The sequence below is a fragment of the Pseudomonas nitroreducens genome, assembly GCF_014204515.1.
GTDB classification, from domain to species: domain Bacteria; phylum Pseudomonadota; class Gammaproteobacteria; order Pseudomonadales; family Pseudomonadaceae; genus Pseudomonas; species Pseudomonas nitritireducens_A.
This window is the reverse complement of record NZ_JACHLI010000003.1, coordinates 272,910-287,590: the sequence shown is the minus strand read 5'-3', so window position 1 is coordinate 287,590 and position 14,681 is coordinate 272,910. Positions and strand designations below refer to the sequence as shown.

The window sequence follows — 14,681 nt, the reverse complement described above, 5'->3', positions numbered from 1 at the left end:
AACCTTCTCCGATCCGGGCTGAATGTCGGCAGAGTGCGGTTCGCGAGCAAGCTCGCTCCTACAGTTGCGTAGGGCGAATAACCCGGGACGGGTTACCCGCCGATGCCGCGACAGCGGATAACGCTGGCGCGTTATGCGCCCTACGAACCTTCTCCGATCCGGGCTGAATGTCGGCAGAGTGCGGTTCGCGAGCAAGCTCGCTCCTACAGTTGCGTAGGGCGAATAACCCGGGACGGGTTATCCGCCGATGCCACGACGGCGGATAACGCTGGCGCGTTGTGCGCCCTACGAACCTTCTCCGATCCGGGCTGAATGTCGGCAGGGTACGGTTCGCGAGCAAGCTCGCTCTTACAGTTGCGTAGGGCGAATAACCAGGGACGGGTTATCCGCCGATGCCGCGACGGCGGATAACGCTGGCGCGTTATGCGCCCTACGAACCTTCTCAGATCCGGGCTGAATGTCGGCAGGGTGCGGTTCGCGAGCAAGCTCGCTCCTACAGTCTGTCGACCCTAGAAACGATGGGTGCCGCCGCGAATCGCTTCGAACAGTGCGCCATCCAGCGCCCGGTAAGCCGCTTCGCCGGGCAGGCGCACATACAGCGCTTCGGTCACCGCCGACGGGTCGTAGGCGTTGCGCTTGAGGTCGGTCTTCTTGTACTTGAAGGTCCCGGTGGTCTCCACCTGGGCCAGCAGGCGCAGGAACAGCGGCACGGCGTAGGCCGGCAGCTCGCGGTCCAGGTGCGCTGCCAGCAGTGCGGCGTCGAGGCTGGCGCCGTCGGCCAGGCGTAGCGCGGCCATGCCGCAGCGGCCGTTGGTGCCGGGAATCTCCACGCCGTAGACCACCGCATCCTCCACGCCGGGGAAGGCGCCCAGGGCGTTTTCCACCTCGGTGGTGGAGACGTTCTCGCCCTTCCAGCGGAAGGTGTCGCCCAGGCGGTCGACGAACTGGGTGTGCTTGAAGCCGATGTCGCGCATCAGGTCGCCGGTGTTGAACCAGGTATCGCCTTCCTTGAACACGTTGCGGTAGATCACTGCCTCGCTCTTGGCTGGGTCGGTGTAGCCGTCGAACGGCCACTTGGCGCTGATCTCGCTGATCAACAGGCCGGCTTCGCCCTTGTCGACCTTTTCCATGAAGCCCTTGGCACCGCGCACCGGCTGGTCGTTTTCCAGGTCGTAACGGACGATCGCGTAGGTTGCCGGCGAGAAGCCCACGGTATTGTCGAAGTTGAACACGTTGGTGAAGCCGATGTTGCCCTCGCTGGAGGCGTAGAACTCGGTGATGCGCTCGATGCCGAAGCGCTCCTTGAACTTGTTCCAGATCGACGGACGCAGACCGTTGCCGATCATGCAGGTCAGCGTGTTGCCGCGCTCCTCGGCGCACTCGGGCTGGTTGAGCAGGTAGCGGCAGAGTTCGCCGATGTAGCCGAAGCAGGTCGCCTGGTAGGTCTGCACGTCCTTCCAGAAGGCGCTGGCGGAGAACCGGCGGCGCAGGGCGATGGCCGCGCCACCGGCCAGCACGGCGCTCCAGCACACGGTCACGGCGTTGTTGTGGTAGCAGGGCAGGGTCAGGTAGAGCACGTCGCTGGTGGTCAGCCCGAGGCCGGAGTGGCCAAAGCCGCCGTAGGCCTTGATCCACTTGCCGTGGCTCATGATCGAAGCCTTGGGCAGGCCGGTGGTGCCGGAGGTGTAGATGTAGAAGCAGGCGTCCTTCAGGCGCACCTGCGCGGTTTCGGCGAGGTTGTTGGAATCCTGTTCCTGGGCCAGGCGCATCAGGCTGTGCCAGCCGGCGGGAGCCTGTGCCGACTCTTCGCCGTCGGCAATCCAGTAGCAACGCCCGCCGCTGTTCTCCAGGGCCGGGCGGACGTCCTCGAAGGCCTCGCGCAGTTCCTCGCCGACCACGAAGTGGCTGGGCTTGACCAGGTTCAGGCTGTGGCTGAGCACCTGGCCGCGCTGGGTGGTGTTGACCAGCGCGCCGATGGCGCCGAGCTTGGCCAGGGCGGCGAGCACCACCATTAGTTCGGCGCGGTTCTCCAGCATCACCGCGACCACGCTGGCGTGGCCCACGCCCTCGGCCTGGAAGGCCCGCGCCAGGCGGTTGGCCCAGCCGTTGAAGAGGGCGTAGGACAGGCGCCGGCGTTCATCGATCAGCGCCGGGCTGTCCGGGTACAAGCGCGCGGCGCGCTCGAGCGCCCAGCCCAGGGAGAGGTTCTTCTCGCGGTTGCGGATGCCGGTATAGTACAGCCCGCGCAGCATGCGCGGCACGCGGCCGAGGGTGGCCGGCAGGTGGGCGAGGAAGCGGGTCGGGGTGATGATATCGGCGTGGCTCATTGACGCGTGCCCTTATTGTCATTGTTGTCTGGCGTGCAGACGCTCAAGCGCGACTCTAGGTGGCCCCCTGGCGGGAGGCTATGGCCCAGGCGCGCGTGCGGCCGGGCAGATCGGCAAACCGGCCGGCGGAGCGCTCATCGCAGTCTAGGGGCGGATGGCCGGGCGGCCAGAAGGGGATTGTGTCGAATGGTAAACGGACTCCCGAGGGTGGGGGCCGTGAGGGGCCCAGCGGTCAGGGCGTAGGGCGAATAACCGCTTGCGGTTATCCGCCGTTGGCCTCGGGTGGTGGGGCCGGCGGATAACGCGTGCCGCGTTATGCGCCCTACGGATGAATCGACTCTGGATTCAATCGAGGAACAGGTCGGGCACCAGGCTGCCGCCGTTGGGATCGAAGCGGTACTGCTCGAAGTCGGATTCTCCCTGCTCGCGGAGGATGTCCTCGTCGATCAGCAGGCGCCCGCTGATGGCGCGCTCGCTGCTGGAGAGGATCGCGTAGGCGGCGTCGGCCATGATCGCCGGAGTACGCGCACGCTTGAAGGCATCGCGGCTGCCCAGCTCGAACTCGATGGCGGCGGTGGCGATCATGGTCTTCGGCCAGAGGGCGTTGACGCTGATGCCGTACTTCTTGAACTCCTCGTGCATCCCCAGGGTGAGCATGCTCATGCCGTACTTGGTGACGGTGTAGGGGCCGTGCTGGGCGAACCATTTGCCGGCCAGGTTGATCGGTGGCGACAGGCTGAGGATGTGGCCTTTGCTTTCCTTGAGGTAGGGCAGCGCGGCCTGGCTGCAGACCATCACGGCGCGGGTGTTGATCTGGTACATCAGGTCGAAGCGCTTGGGCTCCAGGCGCTCCACACCGACCAGCTTGATGGCGCCGGCGTTGTTCACCACCGCGTCGATGCCGCCGAAGTGCTCGGCAGCCTTGGCCATGGCCTCGCGCACGGCGTTCTCGTCGCGCACGTCCAGCTGCAGGGCCAGCGCCTTGCCGCCGGCGGTCTCGACTTCCGCGGCGACGCTGAAGATGGTGCCTTCGAGTTTCGGATGGGGTTCGGCGCTCTTGGCGGCGATGACGATGTTGGCGCCATCGCGCGCGGCGCGCAGGGCGATCTCGCGGCCGATGCCACGGCTGGCGCCGGTGATGAAGAGGGTTTTGCCGTTGAGGGACATGCTTGGGCTCCGTGTTCTTGTTGTCTTTGGCGGATGGCATCGCGGATGAATCCGCTCCTACGATATGTGCTTCCTGATGTCTTCTTGGCTCGGATCTGCCCTCACCCTAACCCTCTCCCAGGGGGAGAGGGGACTGTCTGCGGCAAGGATGAATGCCGTGCTACCCGTCAACGCCGAACGGCCCCCTCTCCTGGGGGAGAGGGCTGGGGTGAGGGGATGAGAGGTTCAGGCGGTCTCCAGCGCCTCGACCTCCACCAGCAACTGCCGGGATTTCACCTGCTCACCCTTGCTCACCTGCACACGGCGGATGATGCCGTCGACGCCGGCCTTGAGCGGGTGTTCCATCTTCATCGCTTCCAGCACCAGCAGCAGTTGACCCTTGCTGACCCGCGTGCCCTCGGCCACCAGCACGTCGACGATGGCGCCATCCATCGGCGCCTTCACCGTGCCGGAGCCTGCGCCAGCGGCGGCGCCAGCCGGTTCGTGAGTGACGTCCTGCAGCTCCAGGTTGCCGTCGGCGCCATACAGCCAGAGGCGCGCGCCATCGCGATGGAACGGCAGGCGGCGGCGGATGCCGTCGGCTTCGAGGATGGCCTCGCCGTTCTCTTCACCGAGCAGGCGCAGTTCGATCTGCGCGTCACCGATGCGCGCCAGCAGCGACGGCTGGGTGCCGTGCTCGCGCACCTGCAGTTCGATGACGAATTTCTCCTCGCCATGCTTGAGCGCGAATCGCCAAGGCGCGCTGCCGGCACTGCGCCAGCCGGACAGGCCGGGCTGGTGTGCGCGGTCGCTGGCCGAGGCCTGGTAGAGCAGGGCGGCGGCGCAGGCCAGTTCCAGCGGCTGCGGCTGGCGCGGGGCCAGGCTCGGGTCAGCGGCGAACTGCTCGCCGATGAACGCGGTGGTGGCCTTGCCGGCGGCGAATTCCGGGTGTTTGAGCAGGTTGGCGAGGAAGCGCTGGTTGCCGGTCACGCCCAGCAGCACGCAGCCCTCCACGGCGCGCACCAGCTTGCGCCGGGCCTCGTCGCGGGTGGCGCCGTAGGCGATGACCTTGGCCAGCATCGGGTCGTAGAACGGCGTCACCGGCTGGCCTTCGCGCAGGCCGTGGTCGATGCGGATGCCGTCCAGCTGCGGCGGCGTCCAGCGCAGCACTTGCCCGGTCTGCGGGAGGAAGCCGTGGCCGGCATCCTCGGCGTACAGGCGCACTTCGATGGCGTGGCCCTTGAGCTGGATCTGCTCCTGGGTCAGCGGTAGCGGATGGCCTTCGGCAACGCGGATCTGCCAGGCCACCAGGTCCTGGCCGGTGACCAGTTCGGTGACCGGGTGCTCCACCTGCAGGCGGGTGTTCATTTCCAGGAAGTAGAAGGCGCCGCTGGCGTCCAGCAGGAACTCCACGGTGCCCGCGCCCAGGTAGTTCACCGAGGCGGCGGCCTTCACCGCGGCGCTGCCCATGGCGGCGCGCAGTTCCTCGGTCAGCACCGGGCAGGGCGCTTCCTCGATGACCTTCTGGTGGCGGCGCTGTACCGAGCAGTCGCGCTCGCCGAGGTAGACGATCTGGCCATGGCTGTCGCCGAACACCTGGATTTCCACATGGCGCGGCTGCACCACGGCTTTCTCCAGGATCAGCTCGCCGCTGCCGAAGGCGTTCTGTGCCTCCGAGCGGGCGGTGCGCAGCTGTTCGGCGAGGTCTTCGCTGCGGGTCACCAGGCGCATGCCGCGCCCGCCGCCACCGGCGCTGGCCTTGATCATCAGCGGGTAGCCGATGCGCTGGGCTTCGCGGGTCAGCGTGGCGTCGTCCTGCTCCGCGCCTTCGTAGCCGGGAATGCAGGGCACACCAGCTTCGAGCATGGCGATCTTCGACAGGCGCTTGCTGCCCATCAGGTGGATGGCTTCCACGCCGGGGCCGATGAAGACGATGCCGGCGGCCTCGCAGGCGCGGGCGAAGTCGGCATTCTCCGAGAGGAAGCCGTAGCCGGGGTGGACCGCGCCGGCGCCGGTGCGCCTGGCGGCGTCCAGGATGGCTTCGGGTTTCAGGTAGGACTGGCCCACGGGCGCCGGGCCTATGCACACGGCTTCGTCGGCCAGCTGCACATGGCGGGCGTTGGCGTCGGCCTCGCTGTACACGGCCACGGTGCGGTAGCCCAGGTCGTGGGCGGTGCGGATCACCCGGCAGGCGATCTCGCCACGGTTGGCAATCAGGATCTTGTCGAAACTGGGCATGGTGGCTGTTTCCCTCTCCCCAGACCTCTCCCTGAAGGGAGAGGGGATTGTTCGGTGCGCGCGTTGGGTCACTGCGCCCAGTTCGGTTTGCGTTTCTGCACGAAGGCCATGGTGCCTTCGGCGCCTTCCGCGCCGGTCACCGCTTCGGCGAACTGGCGCGCGGCGGCGTCCAGCAGCGAGCCGAGGGACTCGGTCTCGTTGGCCAGCAGCAGTGCCTTGGTGGCGGCGTTGGCGCCGGGGGCGCAGCGGCGGACTTGGTCGAGGCTCTCGGCCAGTTGCGCGCCGAGGTATTCAGCGTTGTCCGCGCAGGCGTGCACCAGGCCCAGGCGCAGTGCCTCGCGGCCATCGAAACGGGCGGCGGTGAGGGCCAGCCGGCGCGCCTGGGTCAGGCCGATGCGCTTGACCACAAAGGGCGCGATCTGCGCCGGCAGGATGCCGAGGCTGGTTTCCGGCAGGCCGAACTGTGCGTCCGCCGCCGCCAGGGCAATGTCCGAGACGCAGGCAAGGCCGAAGCCGCCGCCGAGCACCGCGCCTTCCAGCACGGCGACCAGCACCTGCGGCTGCGCCTGGGCTTCCTCCAGCAGGCCACCGAAGGCGCGGTTCAGTGCGGCATAGGCATCGGGCCCGGCGGCGCGGGCGCCGGCCATGTCCTTGATATCGCCGCCGGCACAGAAGTGCCCGCCGGCGCCACGCAGGACGATGGCGCGCACGGCGCGGTCGTCGCGCACGGCGGCAAGCATCGCGCGCAGTTCGCCGACCATCGCCAGGCTCATGGCGTTGCGGCTGTCCGGGCGGTTGAGGGTGACGTGCAGCACGCCGCCGTCACGCTCCAGCAGCAGGGTTTCGCAGTTCGGCAGTTCGCTCATGCCGGGGTCCTCATAAAAGATGCTTCAGGCGGCAGGCTTCAGGCGGCAGGCAAAAGCGGCACTCTTCCTGCCGCCTGAAGCCTGTCGCCTGCAGCCGCTTCACCCCTTCTTCTTGCCCGGCAGGGTGCCCATCAGTTTGCAGATGATGCCCAGCATGATTTCGTCCGCGCCGCCGCCGATGGAGACCAGGCGGGTGTCGCGGTAGGCGCGGGAGATCGGGTTTTCCCACATGAAGCCCTGGCCGCCCCAGTACTGCAGGCAGGCGTCGGTGACCTCGCGTGCCAGGCGGCCGACCTTGAGCTTGGCCATGGACGCCAGGCGGGTGACGTCCTTGCCGCGGATGTACTGCTCGGTGGCCTGGTAGGTGAGGGCGCGCAGGCACTCGATCTCGGTCATCAGCTCGGCCATGCGGAAGTGGATGACCTGGTTGTCGATCAGCGCCTGGCCGAAGGTCTTGCGCTCCTTGCAGTAGTCGATGGTGGCGTTGACGCAGTACTCCAGGCCCTTGATCCCGCTGGCGGCGCCGAACAGGCGCTCTTCCTGGAACTGCAGCATCTGCATCATGAAGCCCGCGCCCTCGGCGCCGATGCGGTTGCGCTGCGGCACGCGCACGTCGTCGAAGAACACCTGGGCGGTCTCCGAACTGCGCATGCCGAGCTTGTCCAGGTGCGGGCTGACGCTGATGCCCTTGGTCTTCATCGGCACCATGATCAGCGACTTGTTGACGTGGGGCTTGTCGTCGGAGGTGTTGGCCAGCAGGCAGATGAAGTCGGCGGATGGCGAGTTGGTGATCCACATCTTGCTGCCGTTGATGACGTAGTCGTCGCCATCCTTGCGCGCGGTGGTCTTCAGGCCTGCCACGTCGGAACCGGCGCCGACTTCGGAGACGCCGATGCAGCCGACCATCTCGCCGGCGATCGCCGGGCGCAGGAACTCCTCGCGCAGCTCATCGGAGCCGAAGCGCGCCAGGGCCGGGGTGCACATGTCGGTCTGCACGCCCAGGGACATCGGCACGCCGCCGCAAAGGATGGTGCCGAACTCCTCGGCAGCCACCACCGAGTAGCTGTAGTCCAGGCCCATGCCGCCGAACTTCTCCGGCTTGGAGATGCCCAGCAGGCCGAGGTCGCCGGCCTTCTTGAAGACTTCATGGATCGGGAAGCGCCCGGCCTTTTCCCACTCGTCGACGTGGGGATTGATCTCGCGCTCGACGAAGTTGCGCACGGTGCGGCGGAGTTCTTCGTGTTCCTGGGTGAAGATCATTTCTTGTTCTCCGTGGGATCTTTCAATTCAGGTAGGGCGAATAAAGCGGAACGCTTTATCCGCCGATCTGGCGGATGACGCCTGAGGCGTCATGCGCCCTACGGTCAAAATCGTGCAACGCCGAAACGGTTGTTCTTCAGCGGCCGCACGGCCGCCTCCGCACAGATGTCCAGCAGGTAGCCGAGCAGCTGACGGGTGTCGCGCGGGTCGATCAGCCCGTCGTCCCACAGGCTCGCCGTGCCGTAGAGCGCGGTGGACTGGGCGTCGAGCTTCTGCGCGGTCATCTGTTCGAGCATGTCGAGCATCTTCGGGTCGGGCTCCTTGCCCTCCTTGGCGTGCTTCTCCTCGGTGACGATGCGCAGCACCTTGCCGGCCTGGGCGCCGCCCATCACCGCGGTGCGGCTGTTGGGCCAGGCGAAGATGAAGCGCGGGTCCAGTCCGCGGCCGCACATGGCGTAGTTGCCGGCACCATATGAGCCACCCACGACGAGAGTCAGCTTGGGCACCGTGGCATTGGCCACCGCCTGGATCATCTTCGAGCCGTGCTTGATCACGCCCAGGCGCTCGGACTCGGTGCCGACCATGAAGCCGGTGGTGTTGTGCAGGAACAGGATCGGCGTGTTGCTCTGCTCGCACAGCTGGATGAACTGCGCCGCCTTGGCCGCGCCCTGCGGGGTGATCGGGCCGTTGTTGCCGATCAGGCCGCAGGCGTGGCCCTCGATGTGCAGGTGGCCGCAGACGGTCTGGCTGTCGAACTCGTTCTTGAAGTCGAGGAAGCGCGAGCCGTCGGCGATGCGCGCGACGATCTCGCGCACGTCATAGGGTTTCTTGGCGTCCGCCGGAACCACGCCGAGCAGCTCCTCGGCCGGGTACAGCGGGGCGTCCCACGTCTGCTTCGGGCGTGCCGGCAGCTGCGCATTCCACGGCAGCGCGGCGAGGATTTCGCGAGCCAGGCGCACGCCGTCGGCGTCGTTCTCCGCCAGGTACTCGGCGGTGCCGGCAACCTGGGCGTGCAGCTCGGCGCCGCCCAGCTCCTCATCGGTGGCGATCTCGCCGGTGGCGGCCTTGAGCAGCGGCGGGCCGGCGAGGAACATCTTGGCCTTGCCGCGCACCACCACCACGTAGTCCGACAGCCCCGGCTGGTAGGCGCCGCCGGCAGTGGACGAGCCATGCACCACGGTGACCTGCGGAATGCCCGCCGCCGACATGCGCGCCTGGTTGGCGAAGCCGCGCGCACCCTCGACGAAGATGTCCGCGGCGTAGTTCAGGTTGGCGCCGCCGCTCTCGGTCAGCGCCACCACCGGCAGCTTGTTCTCGAAGGCGATCTGCTGCAGGCGCAGGGTCTTCTTCAGCCCGGTGGGGGAGATGGTGCCGCCCTTGATCGCGCTGTTGCTGGCGCTCACCAGGCAGCGCACCCCGGCGATGTAGCCGATGCCGGAAATGATGCCGCCGCCGGCCTGGGTGCCGTCCTTGTCGTCATGCAGCTTGTAGCCGGCCAGCGAGGATATTTCGAGGAACGGCGCGCCGGGGTCCAGCAGCAGGTTCAGGCGTTCACGCGGCAGCAACTGGCCGCGCTTGTCGAACTTCGGCTTGGCCTCGGCGGCCTTGTCGAGCACCTTCTGTTCGACCTCGCGGAAGCTCGCCACGGCAGCCAGCATGGCCTCGCGGTTGCGGGCGAAGTCTTCGCCCTGGGGATCGAGTTCGGATGGGATGACGGGCATCGCTTACTCCTGATCCTTCAGTACATCGGGCAGGTAGGCGCGGTGGAAGCCGTTATAGGAACGGCTTTGCCCCGGCTTCACCTTGGACAGCGGGAAGGCGCGGCTGCCCTGGCTGGCGGCGCCGTCGATGCGGATGGTGTTGCCGCTGATGAAGGCCGCGCCGGGGGAGAGCAGGAAGACGATGGCGGCGGCGACTTCCGACTCGGTGCCGATGCGCTTGAGCGGCACGTGCTCGCGCAGGGTCGGGATCACTGCCTTGAACGCGCCTTCGTAGGTGTCCATGCCGCTGGAGGCGACCCAGCCCGGCGCCACGGCGTTGACCCGCACCCCGGCGTGGCCCCACTCGATGGCGGCGGTCTTGGTGAAGTTCTCCATGCCGGCGCGGGCGGCGCCGGAGTGGCCCATGCCGGGCATGCCGCCCCACATGTCGGCAAGCATGTTGACGATGCTGCCGCCGGTCTTGTTGAGGCTCTGGTTGAACACTTCGCGGGCCATCAGGAAGCCGCCGACCAGGTTGGTGCGCACAACGGCCTCGAAGCCCTTCAGGTTGATCGAGGCCAGCGGCGCGGGGTACTGGCCGCCGGCGTTGTTGACCAGGTGATGGATCGGCCCGCGCTCGGCGATGACCTGCGCCACCAGCGCCTTCACCGCTTCCTCGTCACGGATGTCGCAGCTGTGCCAGCTGGCGCTGCCGCCGTCCTCGATGATTTCGCCGGCGGTCTTCTCCAGCTTCTCGGCCTTGCGCCCGACCAGCACCACGTGGGCGCCGAGGGCTGTCAGTTCGTGGGCGGTGCAACGGCCGATACCGCTGCCGCCGCCAGTGACGAGGATGGTCTGGCCGTTGAACAGGCCGGGTTTGAAGATCGAGTCGTAGCTCATTGTTGTTGTCGTCCTGCTCAATCGTTCGTCGTGCGTTTCTTGGAAGTCCTGCGCCCGTGTTTGCCCTCACCCCAGCCCTCTCCCGGAGGGAGAGGGAGCCGATTGTGCCGGCTGATGACACGGCGTCATCCTGCACCGGACAGTCCCCTCTCCCTTTGGGAAAGGGTTAGGGTGAGGGGTTGCTCTTACATCACTTCATCGGCGATGTGCTGCGGCACCGCCACCGGGAATTCCAGCAATTGCTGGGCGAAGGCCTTGCCCTGCGGGTCGATGCGCAGGCTGGCGACGCCGCCGCCGCCCAGGGCGTTTTCCAGCAGGAAGTTCAAACTGTGGCTGCCCGGCAGGTGCCAGCGGCTGACGCGGCCCAACTGCGGGTCGAGCACGTGCTGCATCCACTCGGCGACTGCGCCTTCGCTCAGCGCCTCGGCGATCCACGGCAGGTATTCCGGCTTGCGTGCCATGACGCCGATATTGCTGTGGTTGCCCTTGTCGCCGGAGCGCGCCACGGCCAGTTTCACCAGCGGCACGCTGGCCTGGGCCGGGCCGCTGGCGGCCGGCACCGGGATGTCGTCGGCCAGTGCGGCGGGGTCGAAGGCGTCGAGGACGGGCAGAGTGGCGCTGTGGCGCTCACCGTCGATTTCCACGGCCAGCTCGCAGGCGTCCTTGTCGATCAGGAAGGAGAACAGGCGGATCACCGGGTACACGGTGGGACGGCCGCCGACGATGCCGGTCAGGCCTGGCGCCATGCCGGTGGCGGCCTGGGCGATCTCGCGGGAGAACAGCACCAGGGCCTCCTTGCGGCTGTGGCGCACGGCAAGTTTCACCACGATCTCGCGGTTGTCGCCGCGGCGGCCGTGCGGGCCGTAGGTGGCCTCGCTGCCGAGCAGTTCGACGCTCACCTCACGGTACGGGCCCCAGCCGCGTTCCATGAGGATTTCCTCGGTCTTGGCGATGATCGCCTGGCTGACCCGCTCGGCCTTCTTCACCGCATCGATGCCGGCGATCAGGCAACTGGCGGTGCAGCGGAAACCGTCCGGGTAGGTGGCGCTGACCTTGTATTGCCCGGTCGGCGGCAGGCCTCGCGCGCCGCTGACGGCCACGCGGTTGTCGCCGACCTGGGCGAGCTTGACCTGGGTGAAGTCGCAGACCACATCGGGCAGCAGGTAGGCGCGCGGGTCGCCGATCTCGTAGAGCATCTGTTCGCCCACCGACAGCGGCGAAACCAGCCCGCCGGTGCCTTGCGGCTTGGTCACCACGAAGGCGCCGTCAGACTGCACTTCGACGATGGGGAAACCGATGTGCTCGTAGTCCGGCACGCTTTCCCAGTCGGTGAAGTTGCCGCCGGTGCACTGTGCGCCGCATTCGATGATGTGCCCGGCCAGGGCGGCCTGGGCCAGCTTGTCGTAGTCGTTCCAGGCCCAGCCGAATTCATGCACCAGGGCGGCGCTGACCACCGCGCTGTCCACCACGCGACCGGTGATGACGATATCGGCGCCGGCCTGCAGCGCTTCGACTATTCCGGGAGCGCCGAGGTAGGCGTTGACCGAGACGCACATCGGCGGCAGCGGCGCTTCGCTGAACATCTCACGGATACCGGCCTTGGCCAGTTCGCCCAGGCGCGGCTGCAGGTTGTCGCCGTGCACCACGGCGATCTTCAGCGCCACGCCGGCCTTCTCGCAGGCGGCGGCCAGGGCGTTGGCGCAGCCCGTGGGATTCACCCCGCCGGCGTTGCTGATCACGCGCACTTCTTTGGCGGCGATGTCGCCCAGCAGCGGTGTCATCACCTCGACGAAATCGGTGGCGTAGCCTGCCTCGGGATTCTTCAGCCGCGCGCCGGCCATGATCGACATGGTGATCTCGGCCAGGTAGTCGAACACCAGGTAATCCATTTCCGCGCCGCGCACCAGTTGCGCGGCGGCGGTGGAGGTGTCGCCCCAGAAGGCGGAGGCGCAGCCGATACGTACGGTTCTAGTCATTGTTCTGCCCGTGACGCTGAGTGATGGATCGACATTACCAAGCAAGCGCTTGGTTGAAAAGCCCCGAAAGAGCGACAACCCCAACCATTGGATGGCCAAGCGCTTGCTTGGTTGGCCTTCGCGGGCTTACATTTCGTCAGACAACACAAGCACTTGCGGGGCGTTTCGATGAATCGCCCTGAGCAGATCGGCCGATGATGGGGAGAGAACAGCGTGGATGACCGCAAAGCCCGCGAAGTAATGCTGGAGCTGGTCGGGACCGGGCAGATCACCGACCCGGAGAGCGCTCGCGGCAAGTTGCTGCACACGGCTGCGCACCTGTTCCGCGCCAAGGGCTACGAACGCACCACGGTGCGCGACCTGGCCGGCGCGGTGGGGATCCAGTCCGGCAGCATCTTCCATCACTTCAAGAGCAAGGATGAAATCCTCCGCTCGGTGATGGAGGAAACCATCCTCTACAACACCGCCCTGATGCGCGCCGCCCTGGCCGATGCGACGACCCTGCGCGAACGCCTGCTGGCGCTGATTCGCTGTGAGCTGCAGTCGATCACCGGCGGCACCGGCGAGGCGATGGCGGTGCTGGTCTATGAGTGGCGCTCGCTATCGGAGGAAGGCCAGGCCTATATCCTCAGCCTGCGCGACATCTACGAGCAGATGTGGCTGGAGGTGCTCGAAGAAGCCCGCGTGGCCGGCTTCAGCCAGGGCGACCCGTTCATCCTGCGGCGTTTCCTCACCGGGGCGCTGTCCTGGTCCATCACCTGGTTCCGCCCCGAGGGCAGCCTGACGCTGGACGAGCTGGCGGAGCAGGCGTTGTTGCTGGTGATTCGAGAGCAGCGATAAGCGGCAAGCCTCAAGTTACAAGTAAGAGCGATATCGACACATCCTGTTCGCTTGCAGCTTGCAGCTTGCAGCTTGCAGCTTGCAGCTTGCAGCTTGCAGCTGCTCTTCTCAGATAATCCGCAACGGATAGCTGAACAGCAGCAGATGCAGGCAATTCACCGCCGCATGCAGCAGCACCGCCACCGACAGCCGCCCGCTGAAGTGAAAGGCCAGGCCGTAGCCCAGGCCGGCGATGCCGGCGACCACGGCGAACAGCGGGTTGATCGGCCAGTGCACCAGGCCGAACAGCAGGCTGGCGGCCGTCACCCCGGCGATGGCGCCGAGGCGTCGCACCAGTTCGCTCTGCAGCAGGCCGCGGAAGAAGGCTTCTTCGGTCAGCGAAATCACGCAGACGTTGACCAGCATCCACAGCCAGAAGCCGGGCGGCCATTTCGGGTTCCACACCACCAGGCCGCCGGCCACGGCCACCAGCGGCACGGCGAAGAGGGTGGTGACGATGACGATGGCGGCGAAATCCGGCGAGCGCTTTTCTTCCGGTACCGGCTTGCGGCGCAGCCACCAGGCGAGCAGGGTGGCGCCGACCAGGGCCTTGTCCCAGGACAGGTGCAGGGCATAGACCGGGGCGTCGGGGCTGAGCTGGCGTACCGGCCAGAGCGTCCACGAGGTGGTGCCCGGCAGCAGGTGCGCGGCCAGGGCGATGCTGAGCACCAGGCACACCAGCCACCAGAGCAGGCGTGGCAGGCGATGCTCGCCGAAGAGGGTCCAGGCGACGTAGATCGCGCCGATCAGCAAGCCCACCGGCTGGACGAAACCCAGCGCGAATCCGCAGAGCAGCAGCACGATTGGCAGCAGCGGCAGGAGTTTCCTGAACATTCTTTCCTCCGACAAGGAGGCGCAGTCTAGGCAATTTGGCCTGCCGCTGGCCATCGCTGCGGCCAGTTTTTAACTGAAGAGTCAGTCAGTTAGACCCACTCAGCGTTTTTCTTCGGCTTCCTTGGCATCCATTTCGGCATTGCGCTCGTGGATGCGCTTGAGCTGTTCCTCGGTGAGCGGGAGCTTCTTCGCGGTGTCGCGCAGCATCATCAGCGCGCCGACGATGGAGCCCAGGGCAAGGGCAATGATCAACCAGGCATACCAGGGCATGGTCCCGTCTCCGACAGTGGCAGTTGAATATCACGATACGCTGTGATTGGGACCTTGTCAGGCACGTTGCGGTTCGCTTGGATTACCGACTGTTTTTCCGCACTGCCGCTGGATCGCCCCGTTGCAGACGCGGCCCAGGCCTGCACGGGAGGCGCGTGCCGGTGGCCGGCCTGGCAGATGTTGCAGGCCGATGACCGCGCCGTGAAGCTTCCCGGCGGCGCGACGGCTGTCACAGGATGGCAATCTGCCGCTGCTCTACTGGCGCCCATCCCAGCGACCGGAGAT

Annotated in this window: 11 protein-coding genes; 1 reads left to right on the top strand and 10 read right to left on the bottom strand. The window is 66.9% G+C overall.

Going from position 1 to position 14,681, the window contains the following annotated elements; genetic code table 11:
- Nucleotides 1-509 precede the first annotated feature (509 nt).
- The 8 genes from HNP46_RS06175 to HNP46_RS06140 all read right to left on the bottom strand — a co-directional run bounded on the left by HNP46_RS06175 (nt 510) and on the right by HNP46_RS06140 (nt 12,413).
- Complete coding sequence (locus HNP46_RS06175; protein WP_184586840.1) at nt 510-2,327, bottom strand: long-chain-acyl-CoA synthetase; 1,818 nt, start codon at nt 2,325-2,327, stop codon at nt 510-512.
- Between the two features lie 345 nt (nt 2,328-2,672).
- Nucleotides 2,673-3,494: an SDR family oxidoreductase gene (locus tag HNP46_RS06170; protein WP_184586838.1), complete on the bottom strand. Its 822-nt coding sequence runs from the start codon at nt 3,492-3,494 to the stop codon at nt 2,673-2,675.
- A 225-nt stretch (nt 3,495-3,719) separates the two neighbouring features.
- Complete coding sequence (atuF, locus tag HNP46_RS06165) at nt 3,720-5,711, bottom strand: geranyl-CoA carboxylase subunit apha (protein ID WP_184586836.1); 1,992 nt, start codon at nt 5,709-5,711, stop codon at nt 3,720-3,722.
- 68 nt (nt 5,712-5,779) lie between these two features.
- Entirely contained in the window at nt 5,780-6,577 is a 798-nt protein-coding gene (atuE, locus tag HNP46_RS06160) for an isohexenylglutaconyl-CoA hydratase (protein ID WP_184586834.1), read from the bottom strand.
- A gap of 99 nt (nt 6,578-6,676) precedes the next feature.
- Complete coding sequence (gene atuD / locus HNP46_RS06155) at nt 6,677-7,837, bottom strand: citronellyl-CoA dehydrogenase (protein WP_184586833.1); 1,161 nt, start codon at nt 7,835-7,837, stop codon at nt 6,677-6,679.
- Between the two features lie 104 nt (nt 7,838-7,941).
- Nucleotides 7,942-9,558 carry a geranyl-CoA carboxylase subunit beta gene (gene atuC / locus HNP46_RS06150; RefSeq protein WP_184586831.1) on the bottom strand — a complete coding sequence of 539 codons (1,617 nt, stop codon included), beginning with the start codon at nt 9,556-9,558 and terminating at the stop codon, nt 7,942-7,944.
- A 3-nt stretch (nt 9,559-9,561) separates the two neighbouring features.
- A complete protein-coding gene (locus tag HNP46_RS06145) occupies nt 9,562-10,437 on the bottom strand; it encodes an SDR family oxidoreductase (protein WP_184586829.1) in 876 nt (291 codons plus the stop codon).
- 185 nt (nt 10,438-10,622) lie between these two features.
- Entirely contained in the window at nt 10,623-12,413 is a 1,791-nt protein-coding gene (locus HNP46_RS06140) for an acyclic terpene utilization AtuA family protein (protein ID WP_184586827.1), read from the bottom strand.
- A 213-nt stretch (nt 12,414-12,626) separates the two neighbouring features.
- Between HNP46_RS06140 and HNP46_RS06135 the strand changes: the two genes are divergently transcribed.
- Nucleotides 12,627-13,253 (top strand): TetR/AcrR family transcriptional regulator, encoded by a 627-nt coding sequence (locus HNP46_RS06135; protein WP_184586825.1) that lies wholly within the window; start codon nt 12,627-12,629, stop codon nt 13,251-13,253.
- Nucleotides 13,254-13,361: 108 nt separating this feature from the next.
- On the opposite strand, the gene HNP46_RS06130 is transcribed toward HNP46_RS06135, so the two are convergent.
- The gene (locus HNP46_RS06130) at nt 13,362-14,126 is read right to left on the bottom strand and encodes a CPBP family intramembrane glutamic endopeptidase (RefSeq protein ID WP_184586823.1); all 765 of its coding nucleotides are present in this window, start codon (nt 14,124-14,126) and stop codon (nt 13,362-13,364) included.
- A gap of 99 nt (nt 14,127-14,225) precedes the next feature.
- Nucleotides 14,226-14,396, bottom strand: coding sequence for a DUF2897 family protein (locus HNP46_RS06125; RefSeq protein WP_184586821.1), 171 nt, complete (start codon nt 14,394-14,396; stop codon nt 14,226-14,228).
- Nucleotides 14,397-14,681 lie beyond the last annotated feature (285 nt).